The following is a 15,043-nucleotide window of genomic DNA, read 5'->3' on the forward strand; positions in this document are numbered from 1 at the left end:
ACCCCTCTCCCTAACCCTCCCCCGCAAGGGGGGAGGGAACCCTGTCACCGCCATCGTGTCGCTAAAGCCAATCACGCCGCCTTCGACGACGCGGCGAGCGAGGCGAAGGTCTTGCCTTCATCGGCGAGGCGCTTGAGCAGCGGCGCCGGCTCGAGCGACGGATCGTTGGTCTCCTTGGCGTAGAAGGCGAGACGATCGGCAATGTGCTTCAGACCGACGCTGTCGGCCCAGAACATCGGACCACCACGATAGATCGGCCAGCCATAGCCATAGAGCCAGACCACGTCGATATCGCTCGGGCGCGCCGCGATGCCCTCTTCGAGTATCTTCGCGCCCTCGTTGATCATCGGGTACATCATGCGCTCGAGGATCTCGTCGTCAGTCACGACGCGCTTCTTGCGGCCCAGCCGGGCCAGGGTATCGTCGATCAGCTTCTCGACCTCCGGATCTGGTAGCGCCGACCGCGATCCGGCCTCATATTTGTAGTAGCCCTTGCCGGTCTTCTGGCCGAAGCGGCCGGCTTCGCAGAGCGCGTCGGCGATTTCCGACTTGATGCCGCGGTCCTTGCGCGAGCGCCAGCCGATGTCGAGGCCGGCGAGATCGCCCATCGCGAACGGGCCCATCGGCATGCCGAATTTCGTCACCACGGCGTCGACCTGCTGCGGCAAGGCGCCCTCGAACAACAGCTTCTCGGACTGCTTGCCGCGCTGCGCCAGCATGCGGTTGCCGACGAAGCCGTCACAGACGCCGACCACCGCCGGTACCTTCGCGATCTTGCGCGCGATCGAGACGGCGGTGACCAGCGCGTCAGGCGCGGTCTTGTCGGCGCGCACGATCTCGCACAGCTTCATGACGTTGGCCGGCGAAAAGAAGTGCATGCCGAGCACGTCCTGCGGACGCTTGGTCGACTTCGCGATCTCGTCGATGTTGAGATAGGAGGTGTTGGAGGCGAGCACCGCGCCGGGCTTGGCGTATTGATCGAGCTTGCCGAACACTTCCTTCTTCACCGCCATGGTCTCGAACACCGCTTCGATCACAAGATCGGCGTCACCTACGTTCTCGATGCCGACGACGCCACTGATCAGCGCCATCCGCTTGGCGGGCGCGTCCGCCGGGATACCGCCACGCGCCGCGGTCGCTTCGTAGTTCTTCTGCATGATGCCCATGCCGCGCTTCAACTGCTCCTCGCCGGTCTCGATCAGAGTGACCGGAACACCGGCATTGGCAAAGGACATCGCGATGCCGCCGCCCATCGTGCCGGCGCCGAGAATGGCAACCCGCGCGACGTTGCGCGGCTTGGTGCCGTCAGGTACGCCCGCGATCTTGGCGGCCTCCCGCTCGGCAAAGAAGGCGTAACGCTGCGCCTTGGACTGGTCGCTCGCGACCAGTTTGAGGAAGCCTTCACGCTCCTTCTTCAGCCCCTCATCGAACGGCAGGTCGATCGCGGCACCGACAGCATCCGCGGCCGCGAACGGCGCTTCCAGCCCGCGCGACTTCTTGGTCATCGCAGCGACGGCGTTGGTGAAGATCGACCGGTCGGCCTTGGCCGCGGCAAGCTTGCTATCGTCATCGCGCAGCTTGCGCAACGGGCGCTTCTCGGCGACCAGCTTGCGCGCAAATGCCTCACCGCCCGATGCCGGCCCTTCGACGATCTCCTCGATCAGGCCGTTCTTGAGCGCCACTTCGGCGCTGATCGGATCACCGCCGACGATCATCTTGACCGCGAGTTCAGGCCCGACGGCGCGTGGCAGGCGCTGGGTGCCGCCGGCACCCGGCAACAGGCCGAGTTTCACCTCGGGCAGGCCGAGCCTGGCGTCCTTGGTGGCGACCCGATAGTGGCACGCCAGCGCGACCTCGAGACCGCCGCCGAGCGCGGTGCCGTGAATCGCGGCAACGATCGGCTTCGGCGAATCCTCCATCAGGTTCAGCACCTCGGCGAGCCCGGGCGGCCTCGGCGGCTTGCCGAATTCGGTGATGTCGGCTCCGGCGATGAAGGTGCGGCCGGCGCAGGTCAGCACGATGCCCTGAACCTGCGGATCGGCGATCGCGCTCTTCATGCATTCGAAAATACCGCCGCGCACCGCAGCGCTCAGCGCATTTACCGGAGGACTGTTAACCGTAACGACAGCAATGTTGTCATGACGCTCGAGCTTGACGACTTCACTCACCGGGACTCTCCCTGGATGCTTGTTCTTGAACTTGTGTTGAGTAGCTGCCGACTTGCGTCGAGCCGCTACGTTCTCCGCGCTTTAGACCAATTTCGCACTGCGAAATTAAATTCCACATCTTGACACGGAGGGTTATTTTGAAGCACGAGCCTTGTCAACGAGCATGACAAAGCGGCAGGGAATGAAACGTTCTGGCAAGAAGGCAGCGACCGATCGCAACTTCGTCGTCGCGCTTTCCCGCGGACTTGATGTTCTGCGCGCATTCCACCCCAATGACGGGCTTCTTGGCAATCAGGAGATTGCGGCCCGCACCAAACTACCGAAGCCGACCATCTCCCGGCTGACCTATACGTTGACCAAGCTGGGCTACCTTACACCCGTTCCCAGGTTCGAGAAGTACCAGTTGGCGCCATCGGCGATGGCGCTGGGCTATGCGGCGCTCGCCAATCTTGGCGTTCGGCATTTGTCCGAACCCTATCGAGAAGAAGTGATGCGCCAGACCGGCGGCGCCGTCGCGGTCGGCGGCCGCGACCGTCACAGCATGATCTACTTTGGTCAAAGCCGGAATGGCTTGGCGCTCGGCGTGCAACTCGACGTCGGTTCGCGGGTACCCATCGCAACCACCGCGATGGGACGTGCCTATATTTGGGCATTGCCTCCCGACGAACGCGCCGCTTTATTGCGTGAACTGCGCGATCACTATGGCAGCCGCTGGCCCAAGATGCGCGACGGCATCGAGCGCTCCGGCGAGACGGTGGCGAAGTACGGATTCACGATGTCGACGGGCGACTGGCAGGACGATGTCGCCGCGGTCGGCGTCGGGCTGAAGCTGAATGACGGAACTGGGCCCTATGCCTTCAATTGTGGCGCACCGGCATTCCGCTTCACGGAAGATAGATTGCTCAACGACATTGGACCTCGTCTTGTCGCGATGGTAAGGAACATCGAGCAGGCGCTCGGTGGGATGGCGCCGCAATCAAAAAAACAAGAAAGCAAAAAGTCCAAAGTAGGAGGGAAAGTTGCACGTTTGGCCGAGGGGATCAGATAGCCTCCATCACGACCAGCGAAAGACTTCGCAGGTTCGCTCGCATCGCGTGAAGATGGCGGGCGAGACGAGATGACGCAGGCACAGCTCGCGCAGGGACAGACACCCCTGCTCGCGGTTCGCGACGTCAGCGTCGTGTTCGGCGGCATCGTCGCGCTCAATGGCGTGTCGTTTGACATGCAGCAGGGCCAGATCCTCGGCTTGATCGGACCGAACGGGGCCGGCAAGACGACGCTGTTCAACTGCCTGTCGCGGCTCTACCAGCCGAGCTCCGGCGACATCCTGATGGAAGGCAAGAGCATCCTGACGCGCCCGCCGCATCGGATCGCCGAGATCGGCATCGGCCGCACCTTCCAGAACGTCGCATTGTTTCCCAATCTTTCCGTGATCGACAACGTGCGGGTCGGCGCGCATGCGCGCAGCTCCAGCGACATCATCAGCGACTCGTTGCGGCTCGCCTGGGTCAGGCGCGGCGAGGCCGACATGAACAAGAAGGTTCACGCGATCCTCGGCTATCTCGACCTCGAGGGCGTCGCCCACACCGTGGTCTCCGGCCTGCCCTTCGGCACCCAGAAGCGCGTCGAGCTGGCGCGCGCGTTGGCCGCGGACCCGAAGATCCTGCTGCTCGACGAACCGGCCGGCGGCCTCAACCACGAGGAAGTCTATGTGCTCGGCGACCTGATCCGCAAAATCCGCGATGACCGCAAGATCACCGTGCTGCTGGTCGAGCACCACATGGGCCTCGTGATGTCGATCGCCGACCATGTCGTGGCGCTCAATTTCGGCCGCAAGCTCGCCGAGGGCACACCGGCCCAGGTTCAGGCCGACCCGGATGTCATCAAGGCCTATCTGGGGAGCAAGGACCAATGACCTCGATGCTCAACGTCAAGGACCTGCGCGCCTATTACGGTCAGGTCCAGGCCCTGCACGGCCTCTCCTTCCAGCTCAACGAGGGCTCGCTGACCACGCTGCTCGGCGCCAACGGCGCCGGCAAGACCACCACGCTGCGGGCGATCTGCAACATGGTGCGCTCGACCGGCGCAATCGAGTTCGAGGGCAAGCCGATCGGCACCCGCTCGACCGAGAACGTGGTCCGCCTCGGCATCGCGCATGTCCCGCAGGGCCGCGGCACCTTCACCACCATGACGGTGGAGGAGAACCTGCAGCTCGGCGCCATCACCCGCACCGACAAGAAGAACATCGTCGCCGACATCGAGCGGATGTACGACCATTTCCCGGTGCTGAAGCAGCGCTACACCCAGCAGGCCGGCACGCTATCCGGCGGCGAGCAGCAGATGCTCGCGGTCGCCCGCGCGCTGATGCTGCGGCCGCGCCTGATGCTGCTCGACGAACCGTCATTCGGCCTCGCGCCACTGATCGTGCGCGACCTGTTCCGCATTCTCGGCAAGATCAATCGCGAGGAAAAGGTCACGATCCTGGTGGTCGAGCAGAACGCGCAGCTCGCGCTCGAGCTTGCCGACCAGGCCTATGTGATCGAAACCGGACGGATCGTGATGTCGGGCAATGCCAAGGACATCGCCAACAACGAAGACGTCCGCAAATCCTATCTCGGCTACTGAGGAGCAAGGACAATGGAGCTGTTCGTCAACCAGGTCCTGGCCGGCATCGCCACCGGCGCAATCTATGCCTGCATGGCGCTCGCGGTGGTCATGATCTACCAGGCCATCGACCATCTGAATTTCGCCCAGGGCGAAATGGCGATGTTCTCGACCTTCGTCTCCTGGCAGCTGATGCAATGGGGCGTGCCCTATTGGGGAGCCTTCGTCCTCACCGTCGCGTTTTCGTTCTGCGCAGGCATTGCGATCGAGCGATTGCTGTTCAAGCCGCTGGCGAAGGCGCCGATCCTGACCAACGTCGCCGGCTTCATCGCGCTGTATGCGATCATCAACAGCGTCGCCGGCCTGATCTGGGATTTCACCATCAAGCAGTATCCGACGCCGTTCGGTTCCTCGCCGTTCCTCGGCAGCCAGTTGATCTCAACGCATCAGGCGGGAATGATCGGCATCACGCTGCTGATGCTGGTCCTGCTGTTCTTCTTCTTCCGCTTCACCCGCGTCGGCCTCGCGATGCGTGCCGCAGCGTCGCTGCCTGAATCGGCGCGGCTGGTCGGCATCAACACCTCGTGGATGATCGCGCTGGGTTGGGGCATGGCGGCCGCAATCGGATCGGTCGCCGGCATGATGATCGCACCTGTGGTGTTCCTGGAGCCGAACATGATGCTGGGCGTGCTGATCTACGGCTTTGCCGCCGCCGTGCTCGGCGGCCTGACCAGCCCGTTCGGTGCCGTCGTCGGCGGCTTCCTGGTCGGGATCTTCGAAAACCTGGTCGGAACCTATATCCCCGGCGTGGGCAACGAGCTGAAACTCCCGATCGCGCTTGCGCTGATCATCACCGTGTTGGTCGTCAAACCGGCTGGGCTGTTTGGCCGGCCCATCGTGAAGCGAGTTTGATCATGAGCGCCATTGAAGACGTCGTCACCGAAGCCCCGGCCGTCGAGGCCGTTCCCAAGCGAGCCATGACGCTCGGCTACGGCACCTCGCTCGTAGTGCTGGCCGCACTCATCATCGTCCCGCTGTTCGTGAAGAACTTCATCATCTTCCAGCTCACGATGCTGTTGATCTACGCCCTCGCGGTGCTGGCGCTCAACATCCTGACGGGTGGCTCAGGACAGTTCTCGCTCGGCCAGAGCGCATTCTATGCCGTCGGCGCCTACACCTCGGCGATCCTGATGGAGCACGCGGGCATGAACTATGCCCTGACGCTGCCGGTCGCCGGCATCGTCTGCTTCGGCTTCGGATTCCTGTTCGGCCAGCCGGCGCTGCGGCTCAGCGGGGTCTATCTGGCACTTGCGACCTTTGCGCTGGCCACGGCGATGCCGCAGCTATTGAAACTCGGCTATTTCGAGTACTGGACCGGCGGCGTGCAGGGCCTGGTCGTGACCAAGCCCGACGCGCCGTTCGGGCTGCCGATGTCGCAGGACATGTGGCTGTATTATTTCACGCTTGCGGTCGGCATCGCGATCTACGTCGCCTCGGTCAACCTGCTGCGCTCGCGTTCGGGCCGCGCCTTCATGGCGATCCGCGACAACGAGATCGCGGCTTCCGCGATGGGCGTCGACGTCGCGCTGTACAAGACGCTGGCGTTCGGCGTCTCGGCCGGCATCACCGGCGTTGCCGGCGGTCTCGGTGCCATCGCGGTGCAATTCGTGGCGCCCGACGGGTACACCATCACGCTCGCGATCCAGCTGTTCCTCGGCATGGTGGTCGGCGGCGTCGGTTGGCTGCCCGGCTCGATCGTCGGGTCCGCCTTCATCATCTTCGTGCCCAACATCGCCGAGAGCTTCTCCAAAGGCCTTTCGGGCGCGGTGTTCGGCGTGCTGCTGTTCCTCGTCATCTTCCTCGTGCCGCATGGCGCCAGGCAAGTTGCGATCATTGCCCAGCAACTGATCGGAAAACTCAAGAAGAGCTAACAATCCCCAAGAAGAACCAGGAGACATTATGCTGTCTGCACTACGGATCGCCGCGGCTTGCGCGGCGGTCGTCGCTTTTACTGCGACCTCCACTGCCGCGTTCGCCCAGAAGAAATACGACACCGGCGCCACCGATACCGAGATCAAGGTCGGCAATATCATGCCCTACAGCGGACCTGCTTCCGCCTATGGCGTGATCGGCAAGACCGAAGAAGCCTATTTCAAGATGATCAACGATCAGGGCGGCATCAACGGCCGCAAGGTCAGCTTCGTCAGCTATGACGACGCCTACTCGCCACCGAAGGCGGTTGAGCAGGTGCGCAAGCTGGTCGAGAGCGACGAGGTGCTGCTCGTCTTCAATCCGCTGGGCACGCCGTCGAACACCGCGATCCAGAAGTACCTCAACGCCAAGAAGATCCCGCAGCTGTTCGTCGCCACCGGCGCGACCAAGTGGAATGACCCGAAGACCTTCCCGTGGACCATGGGCTGGCAGCCGAGCTACCAGAGCGAGGCACAGATCTACGCCAAATGGCTGATGAAGGAGAAGCCGGACGCCAAGGTCGCGATTCTCTACCAGAACGACGATTTCGGCAAAGACTACCTCAAAGGCACCAAGGACGGTTTTGGCGCCAAGGCAGCCTCCACCATCATTATGGAGGAGAGCTATGAGGTGTCGGAGCCCTCGATCGACAGCCATATCGTCAAGATCAAGGCCGCCAATCCGGACGTGCTGTTGATCTACACCACGCCGAAATTCGGCGCCCAGACCATCAAGAAGACCGCCGAGCTCGGCTGGAAACCGCTCCAGATCATCACCAACGTCTCGATCTCGGTCGGCAGCGTGATGCAGCCGGCCGGCTTCGAGAATGCCCAGGGCGTGCTCTCGGCGGCCTATGCCAAGGACGGCTCCGACCCGCAATGGGCGACCGATCCCGGCATGAAGAAGTGGTCCGCGTTCGTCGACAAATACATGCCGGGCGCCGACAAGACCGACAACGGCGTCGTCTACGGTTATGGCGCGGCGCAAACGCTGGCCAAGGTGCTCGAAATGTGCGGCGACGACCTCACCCGCGCCAATGTCATGAAGCAGGCGGCGAGCCTGAAGGACTTCGCGCCGGACACATTGTTGCCCGGCGTCAAGATTAACACCTCCGCCACCGACTTCGCCCCGATCTCGCAATTGCAGATGCAGCGCTTCAAGGGCCAGAAGTGGGAACTGTTCGGCGAGACCATCTCGGGTGACATCGCTGCCGAATGACGTTGGAATGCAGAAAATGAACCGCGTGCCCCCGCGACATCAGTCGCGGGGGCTTTTTATCGACGCCCTCGACCGATGGTATTGAATGCGCAGACCAAGAACACGAGGTGGGGAAACCATGACTACTGTACGCCAATCCCTGACGGCGCTCTTGTCGGCGCTCGCGCTGATCGTGGCGAGTTGCGGTGTCGCAATGGCCCAGAAGACCTACGACACCGGGGCCAGCGACACCGAGATCAAGATCGGCAACATCATTCCCTACAGCGGACCCGCCTCGGCCTACGGGGTGATCGGCAAGACCGAGGCCGCCTATTTCAAGATGGTCAACGCACAGGGCGGCATCCACGGCCGCAAGATCACGTTCATCTCCTATGACGACGGCTATTCGCCGCCGAAGACGGTAGAGCAGGCGCGCAAGCTGGTCGAAAGCGACGAGGTGCTGCTGGTGTTCAGCTCGCTCGGCACCGCGACCAACTCCGCGATCCAGAAATACATGAACGAGAAGCAGGTGCCGCAGCTGTTCGTTGCCTCCGGCGCTTCCAAATGGAACGACCCCAAGGACTTCCCGTGGACCATGGGCTGGCAGCCGTCCTACCAGGACGAGGCGCGGGTTTACGCAAAGTACATCATGAAGCAGAAGCCGGATGCCAAGGTCGCGGTGCTCTACCAGAATGACGACTTCGGCAAGGACTACCTCAAGGGTTTGAAGGCCGCCTTCGGCGAAAAGGCCGTGATGATCGTCGCCGAGGAGGCTTATGAGACATCCGAGCCCGCGATCGACAACCATATCGTCAAGCTGAAGGCCGCCGGCGCAGACACTTTCATCAGCATCACGACGCCGAAATTCGCCGCGCAGGCGATCAAGAAGGTCGCCGAGATCGCATGGACGCCGCTCCAGATCGTTGCCAATGTCTCGGCCTCGGTCGGCGGCGTGATGCAGCCGGCGGGCTTCGAGAACTCGCAGGGCATCCTGTCGGCCGCCTACCTCAAGGACGGCGCCGACCCGCAATGGGACAAGGATCCCGGCATGCAGAAATTCCTGACCTTCCTCAAGCAGGACTATCCGGAAGGCAATCGGCTCGACGGGGCTGTCGTCTTTGGTTACGGCGCGGCCCAAACCATGACGAAGGTGCTCGAGATGTGCGGTGACGACCTCACGCGCGCCAACGTGATGAAGCAGGCAACGAACCTGCAGGCCTTTGCCCCCGACACGCTGCTGCCCGGCATCACCATCAACACGTCGGCCACCGATTTCGCGCCGATCAAGCAATTGCAGTTGATGCGCTTCAAGGGCGAGAAATGGGAGCTGTTCGGCGACATCATCTCGGCCAATCTGGGCCACTGACGTTCTGCGGGCCCTGCCTTCGCCGGCCCGCGTCTTCAACCAAATGATGCCCTCCGCGGTGCCGCCGCGGGGGGCTTTTTGTTGCTGGCGTCAAGCGAAAGGTATTCAATGCCGCGAGGAGCCGCCAAGCGCTCCCAATCCAAAAATCGTGACACATTCACCGTGATCCATGGGAGATCAAAATGCCTGCTATCCATTTGCGATTGGGGGCCTTTTCGGCTGCCCTCGCGATCCTCGCAGCCAGCTCCACCGGTGCGTTCGCGCAAAAGAAATACGACATCGGCGCCACCGACACCGAAATCAAGATCGGCAACATCATGCCTTACAGCGGACCGGCCTCCGCCTATGGTGTGATCGGCAAGACCGAGGAGGCCTATTTCCGCAAGATCAACGCCGAGGGCGGCATCAATGGCCGCAAGATCACCTTCATCACCTATGACGACAACTATTCGCCGCCGAAGACGGTGGAGCAGGCGCGCAGGCTGGTCGAGAGCGATGAGGTGTTGCTCATCTTCAACCCGCTCGGCACACCGCCGAACTCGGCGATCCAGACGTACATGAACCAGAAGAAAGTGCCGCAACTCTTCGTCGCCACCGGCGCCACCAAATGGAACGACCCGAGGACATTCCCCTGGACCATGGGCTGGCAGCCGAACTACCAGAGCGAGGCCATCATCTACGCAAAGTACATCCTGAAGAACAAGCCGGACGCCAAGATCGCGGTGCTCTACCAGAACGACGATTACGGCAAGGACTATCTGAAGGGCTTCAAGGATGGGCTTGGCGCGAAGGCGGCGTCAATGATCGTCGCTGAGGACGCCTACGAGGTGACCGAGCCGACCATCGACTCTCACATCGTCAGGCTCAAGGCTTCCGGCGCTGACGTGTTCTTCAACATCACGACGCCGAAATTCGCGGCCCAGGCGATCAAGAAGAACGCCGAGCTCGGCTGGAAACCACTGCATTTCCTCAACAACGTCTCGTCCTCGATCGGCAGCGTGATCAAGCCGGCAGGCTTCGAAAACGCTCAGGGCATCATCTCGTCGCAATATCTCGAGGATCCGACCGATCCGCAGTGGAAAGCCGACAAGGGAATGATCGCCTGGAATAAGTTCCTGGATAAGTACTATCCGGAAGCCAACCGCGCGGATGCAAACGTGATGTACGCCTACATCGTGTCCCAGGGACTGGTGCATGTGCTGAAGGCCTGCGGCGACGACCTGACGCGCGCGAACATCATGAAGCAGGCGGCAAGCCTGCACGACCTCAAGTTCGACGGGCTGCTCCCGGGTATCAAGGTCAACACTTCGGCAACCGACTTCGCGCCCCTCTCCCAACTGCAACTGATGCGCTTCAAGGGCGAGACCTGGGACCGTTTTGGTGAAATCTTGAGCGGCGACGTCGGCGGTTAGACTCGAGGCAGTCGACTAAAGACGGAAGCCCCCGCGGCAATGTCGCGGGGGCTTTTCATTGAGACCGACCGGGTAAAATGGTAATCACGTCGACCAACAAGAGAGCCTTCGAAACAGAGGGCCGCGACACACATCAGTCCAACAACAGGGAGAGACGTAATGTCCGCTACCAGACAACTGGCGGCCCTTGCGGCCGCGCTCGCGCTCGCCGCTGCATCGAGCAACTCGGCGCTGGCCCAGAAGAAATACGACACCGGCGTCACCGACACCGAGATCAAGATCGGCAACATCATGCCCTTATAGCGGCCCCGCGTCCGCCTACGGCATCATCGGCCGCACCGAGGCTGCCTACTTCAAGAAAATCAACGACGCCGGCGGCATCAACGGCCGCAAGAGCAGTGCGGCGACAACCTCACGCGCGAGAACATCATGAAGCAGGCGGCGAACCTGCGGGACTTCCGCACCGAGGTGCTGCTGCCCGGCATCAAGATCAACACCGCCCCGGACGACTTCGCTCCGATCAGCCAGCTTCAACTGATGAAGTTCAAGGGCGAGAAATGGGAACTGTTCGGCGACGTGATCAGCGCCGACGTCGGCGGCTGAAACTTTCCCGCATCGTGAAAATCCAGCCCCCTGCGACACTTTCGCAGGGAGTTTTGCTTTGCCTGACGCTTCCTGTCGTCTGATCCGGCAAACCGAAGGACGGTCCAGCGTTTACACTCCCGCTGACGATGCGCTAGGTATCGATGCGGCAGAGCCAATAAAAAGCCGACGCCTCCCAAGGCGCAAGAACAATGGAGTTTTCTGGACATGTCCATGCCGATGCGACGCCGTATTGCAACCGCCCTCCTCGGCCTCGCCGTTGCAGCCGCGAGCAGCGCGGCGCTGGCGCAGAAGAAATATGATACGGGCGCGACCGACACCGAGATCAAGATCGGCAACATCGTGCCCTACAGCGGCCCGGCCTCGGCCTATGGTGTGGTCGGCAAAACGATGGCCGCCGTGTTCAAGAAGGTGAACGACGACGGCGGCATCAACGGCCGCAAGATCAACTTCATCTCTTATGACGACGCCTATTCGCCGCCCAAGGCGGTCGAGCAGGCCCGCAAACTGGTCGAGAGCGACGAGGTGCTGTTCCTGTTCGGCACGCTCGGCACCGCCTCGAACACCGCGATCCAGAAGTACCTCAACGCCAAGAAGGTACCGCAGCTGTTCGTCGCGACCGGCGCGACCAAGTGGAACTCCCCGAAGAGCTTCCCCTGGACCATGGGCTGGCTGCCCAGCTACCAGAGCGAGTCGCGCATCTACGCGAAATATCTCATCAAGGAGAAGCCGGCCGCCAAGGTCGCGGTGCTGTACCAGAACGACGACATGGGCAAGGACTATCTGAAGGGCCTCAAGGACGGCTTCGCCGGCGATCCCGCGCGCATCGTCGCCGAGGAGAGCTACGAGGTCGCCGAGCCCACCATCGACTCGCATGTGGTGCGGCTGAAATCGTCCAATCCCGACGTCATCATCTTCTTCACGACACCGAAGTTCGGTGCGCAGGCGATCAAGAAGGTCGGCGAGATGAACTGGAAGCCGGTCACGATCGTCTCCAACGTCTCGGCCTCGACCGCGACTGTGATGCGGCCGGCGGGGCTCGAGAACGCGCAGGGCGTGATCTCGGCGGCCTACGCCAAGGACGCCAGCGATCCGCAGTGGAAGGACGATGCCGGCATGAAGGCCTTCGACGAGTTGCTCGCCAAATACATGCCCGAGACCAATCGCGTCGATGCCTCGGCGATGACCGGCTACAACATGGCGACCACCATGGTCGAGGTGCTGCGCCGTTGCGGCGACGATCTCACCCGCGCCAATGTGATGAAGCAGGCGGCAGGCCTGCAGCAGTTCGCGCAAGGCGGCTTGCTGCCGGGCGTGACGCTGAGCACCGGCCCCGACGACTTCCAGCCGATCGAGCAGCTTCAGCTGATGCAGTTCAAGGGCGAGCGCTGGCAGTTGTTCGGCGACGTCATCAGCGGCGAAATCGTGGGCAATTAGGGCTTTGGCCGACGCGGAGGCACCCTTGTTCCACCTCCCCGCAAGGGCGCGCTGCCAAAATATCGAAAACAACCCCATGCAAAGGAGGCCGGGGGCGGCCGGCGCTCGGCCAAGCAACTTGACACGTCGGGCAACTCAGCGCCATTCTTCCAATATTCCGAAATCGCGCAAGCGCCCCTTCGCCCGCCGCAGGCAGGAGAGGAAATGCAGCAGCTCGCAATTCAGCCTCATCTCGTCACACCTTACCGTTCGTGAGTTCTGCAATGACTGACCGACGTCCTCTGCTGCGTTCGATCTTCGATGCCGCCGTTGCCGCGGCGCATCCCGACGTCGTGCTGGCGTCGCGGCTGCGCCCGGTGCCGACCGGCCGGATCATCTGTCTCGCCGCCGGCAAGGGTGCCGGCGCGATGGCTGCGGCAGCCGAACGGTATTATCTCGACGAACTCGGGCTCGATCCGTCGCGGCTGGTCGGCATCGCGACGACACGTCACGGCCATGGCGTGCCGACCCGGCGTATCAAGGTGGTCGAAGCCGGGCATCCGGTGCCCGATGAAGCCGGTCTCAAGGCGGCCGACGATACGCTACGGCTCGCCGTGGAAGCGACACCTGACGACCTGCTGCTGGTGCTGCTGACCGGCGGCGGTTCGGCGAACTGGATCGCCCCGGTTGAGGGCGTGAGCTTTACACAAAAGCAGCAGGTCAACCGCGCGCTGCTGCGCTCCGGCGCGCCGATCGGCGAGATGAACACCGTCCGCAAGCACCTCTCGCGCATCAAGGGCGGACGGCTCGCCCGCGCCGGCCAGCGCGCCGCCGAAATCGTGACGCTCGCGATCTCCGACGTGCCGCATGACGATCCCTCCGCGATTGCGTCTGGGCCGACGGTACCGGATCCCACCACGCTGGCGGACGCCCGCGCGCTGGTCGCGAAGTACAATCTCTCGGTCGACGATGCCGTTCGCCGCGCGCTCGACGACCCTAGGAATGAAAGCTGCAAGCCCGGCGATCCCGCCTTCGCGCATGCGACGTTCGAATTGCTGGCGAAACCAAAGGCCTCGATCGACGCCGCAGTGAAGGTCGCGCGCGACGCCGGCTATGAGACGATCGCGCTCGGCGCCGATCTCGAAGGTGAGGCGCGTGACGTCGCCGCCGAGCATGCTCGCCTGGCGCTGCGAGCCCGCAGCGAAGGCAAGCGCGTCGCGATCCTCTCCGGTGGCGAACTCACGGTGACCGTGCGCGGCAACGGGCGCGGCGGTCCCAACCAGGAATACGCGCTCGCGCTCGCCGATCTGCTCAGGGACACGCCTGGTATCTCGGCGCTTGCCGCCGACACCGATGGTGCCGACGGCGGTGCCGGCAGCGCCAGCGATCCGGCCGGCGCCATGATCGACCAGGCGACATTCGCGAAGATGAAGTCGATGGGCCTCGATCCCAAGGCCTATCTCGAGAACAACGATGCGACGGGATTCTTCGCCAAGACCGGCGACTTGCTGCTGACGGGACCGACGCTGACCAACGTCAACGATGTGCGGGTGATTTTGGTGGATTGACACCCCCTCGCCTCGTCATTGCGAGGAGCGGTAGCGACGAAGCAATCCATGCTTCCGCGCCGAGCGGTGGAATGGATTGCTTCGCTCCGCTCGCAATGACGGCCGAGAGATTGGCTGCCCCGTCAAAACTCCTGCGCGAGCTTTGCCAGCATCTCCAGCAATGCGGCGTGATTCGACGGCCCGAGCACCTCGATCAGCCGCGCCTCGTGCTTGTTGGCAACCAGCTTCTTGGCGCGCGCCAGCACGGCGCGGCCCTTGTCGGTCAGCACCAGAATGTGGGAGCGGCGGTCATTGGTGGAGCGCATCCGCGCGCAGAGGTCGCGGGTCTCCAGCCCGTCGAGCATGGCGACGAAGTTCGGCCTGAGGATGCCGAGCGTGTTGGCAATCTCGGTCTGGTTGCGGCCAGGGTTCTTGTCGAGCAGGAGCAGCACCGAGAACTGCGCCGGTGTCAGTTGCAGCGGCGCGACGCAGCGCAGAAAATCCTCGAATACCTTGAGCTGTGCGCGCTTCAACGAATAGCCGAGCAATCCGGACAGCTCGCCCAGTTGCAGCATGCTGTCGTCACCGGCAGGATCGACCGGTTCCCTGCGCAGGGCGCGCTGTGGCCTGGTGGCATCGGAGGCAGTCTTGGAAACAGTCATCGCTCCAGGCTCGCAATCCCGATACAAAGATCCCGCGCGACGCTCGGGGACCTTGAGATTATATTTGATAATTGTTATCGGTTATATCAAATATCGG

General features: G+C 62.7%; 12 protein-coding genes and 2 pseudogenes. 12 read left to right on the plus strand and 2 right to left on the minus strand.

All coding sequences use genetic code 11. The annotated features are described in order from the left end of the window. Window positions 1-71 precede the first annotated feature (71 nt). Window positions 72-2,168, minus strand: a complete 2,097-nt coding sequence (locus tag ACP2YO_RS45610; RefSeq protein ID WP_426437664.1) for a 3-hydroxyacyl-CoA dehydrogenase NAD-binding domain-containing protein — start codon at window positions 2,166-2,168, stop codon at window positions 72-74. Between the two features lie 181 nt (window positions 2,169-2,349). Between ACP2YO_RS45610 and ACP2YO_RS45615 the strand changes: the two genes are divergently transcribed. The 12 genes and pseudogenes from ACP2YO_RS45615 (at window position 2,350) to ACP2YO_RS45670 (ending at window position 14,305) form a co-directional block, all read left to right on the plus strand. Beyond that, on the plus strand, window positions 2,350-3,216 hold the full coding sequence (locus ACP2YO_RS45615; RefSeq protein ID WP_426443479.1) for an IclR family transcriptional regulator: 867 nt from the start codon (window positions 2,350-2,352) through the stop codon (window positions 3,214-3,216). Window positions 3,217-3,285: 69 nt separating this feature from the next. Beyond that, entirely contained in the window at window positions 3,286-4,083 is a 798-nt protein-coding gene (locus ACP2YO_RS45620; protein WP_426437665.1) for an ABC transporter ATP-binding protein, read from the plus strand. Continuing rightward, window positions 4,080-4,793, plus strand: coding sequence for an ABC transporter ATP-binding protein (locus ACP2YO_RS45625; protein WP_426437666.1), 714 nt, complete (start codon window positions 4,080-4,082; stop codon window positions 4,791-4,793). Before ACP2YO_RS45620 ends, ACP2YO_RS45625 begins: the two co-directional genes overlap by 4 nt. 12 nt (window positions 4,794-4,805) lie before the next feature. Beyond that, a complete protein-coding gene (locus ACP2YO_RS45630) occupies window positions 4,806-5,684 on the plus strand; it encodes a branched-chain amino acid ABC transporter permease (protein ID WP_426437667.1) in 879 nt (292 codons plus the stop codon). Window positions 5,685-5,686: 2 nt separating this feature from the next. Next, complete coding sequence (locus tag ACP2YO_RS45635; protein WP_426437668.1) at window positions 5,687-6,703, plus strand: branched-chain amino acid ABC transporter permease; 1,017 nt, start codon at window positions 5,687-5,689, stop codon at window positions 6,701-6,703. A 28-nt stretch (window positions 6,704-6,731) separates the two neighbouring features. Further along, window positions 6,732-7,961, plus strand: coding sequence for an ABC transporter substrate-binding protein (locus ACP2YO_RS45640; protein ID WP_426437669.1), 1,230 nt, complete (start codon window positions 6,732-6,734; stop codon window positions 7,959-7,961). A 118-nt stretch (window positions 7,962-8,079) separates the two neighbouring features. Beyond that, the gene (locus ACP2YO_RS45645; protein ID WP_426437670.1) at window positions 8,080-9,306 is read left to right on the plus strand and encodes an ABC transporter substrate-binding protein; all 1,227 of its coding nucleotides are present in this window, start codon (window positions 8,080-8,082) and stop codon (window positions 9,304-9,306) included. A gap of 182 nt (window positions 9,307-9,488) precedes the next feature. Beyond that, window positions 9,489-10,718 carry an ABC transporter substrate-binding protein gene (locus tag ACP2YO_RS45650; protein ID WP_426437671.1) on the plus strand — a complete coding sequence of 410 codons (1,230 nt, stop codon included), beginning with the start codon at window positions 9,489-9,491 and terminating at the stop codon, window positions 10,716-10,718. Window positions 10,719-10,877: 159 nt separating this feature from the next. Continuing rightward, a pseudogene (locus tag ACP2YO_RS45655) lies at window positions 10,878-11,112 on the plus strand (ABC transporter substrate-binding protein); the annotation flags it as partial. After that, window positions 11,112-11,321, plus strand: a pseudogene (locus ACP2YO_RS45660) (ABC transporter substrate-binding protein); the annotation flags it as partial. The pseudogenes ACP2YO_RS45655 and ACP2YO_RS45660, both read left to right, overlap by 1 nt. A 213-nt stretch (window positions 11,322-11,534) precedes the next feature. After that, the gene (locus tag ACP2YO_RS45665; RefSeq protein ID WP_426437672.1) at window positions 11,535-12,758 is read left to right on the plus strand and encodes an ABC transporter substrate-binding protein; all 1,224 of its coding nucleotides are present in this window, start codon (window positions 11,535-11,537) and stop codon (window positions 12,756-12,758) included. Window positions 12,759-13,021: 263 nt separating this feature from the next. After that, on the plus strand, window positions 13,022-14,305 hold the full coding sequence (locus ACP2YO_RS45670) for a glycerate kinase type-2 family protein (RefSeq protein WP_426437673.1): 1,284 nt from the start codon (window positions 13,022-13,024) through the stop codon (window positions 14,303-14,305). A 122-nt stretch (window positions 14,306-14,427) separates the two neighbouring features. On the opposite strand, the gene ACP2YO_RS45675 is transcribed toward ACP2YO_RS45670, so the two are convergent. Beyond that, on the minus strand, window positions 14,428-14,946 hold the full coding sequence (locus tag ACP2YO_RS45675) for a MarR family winged helix-turn-helix transcriptional regulator (RefSeq protein ID WP_426437674.1): 519 nt from the start codon (window positions 14,944-14,946) through the stop codon (window positions 14,428-14,430). Between the last annotated feature and the right edge of the window lie 97 nt (window positions 14,947-15,043).

It is taken from the genome of Bradyrhizobium genosp. P (assembly GCF_049949265.1).
Lineage (GTDB): Bacteria > Pseudomonadota > Alphaproteobacteria > Rhizobiales > Xanthobacteraceae > Bradyrhizobium.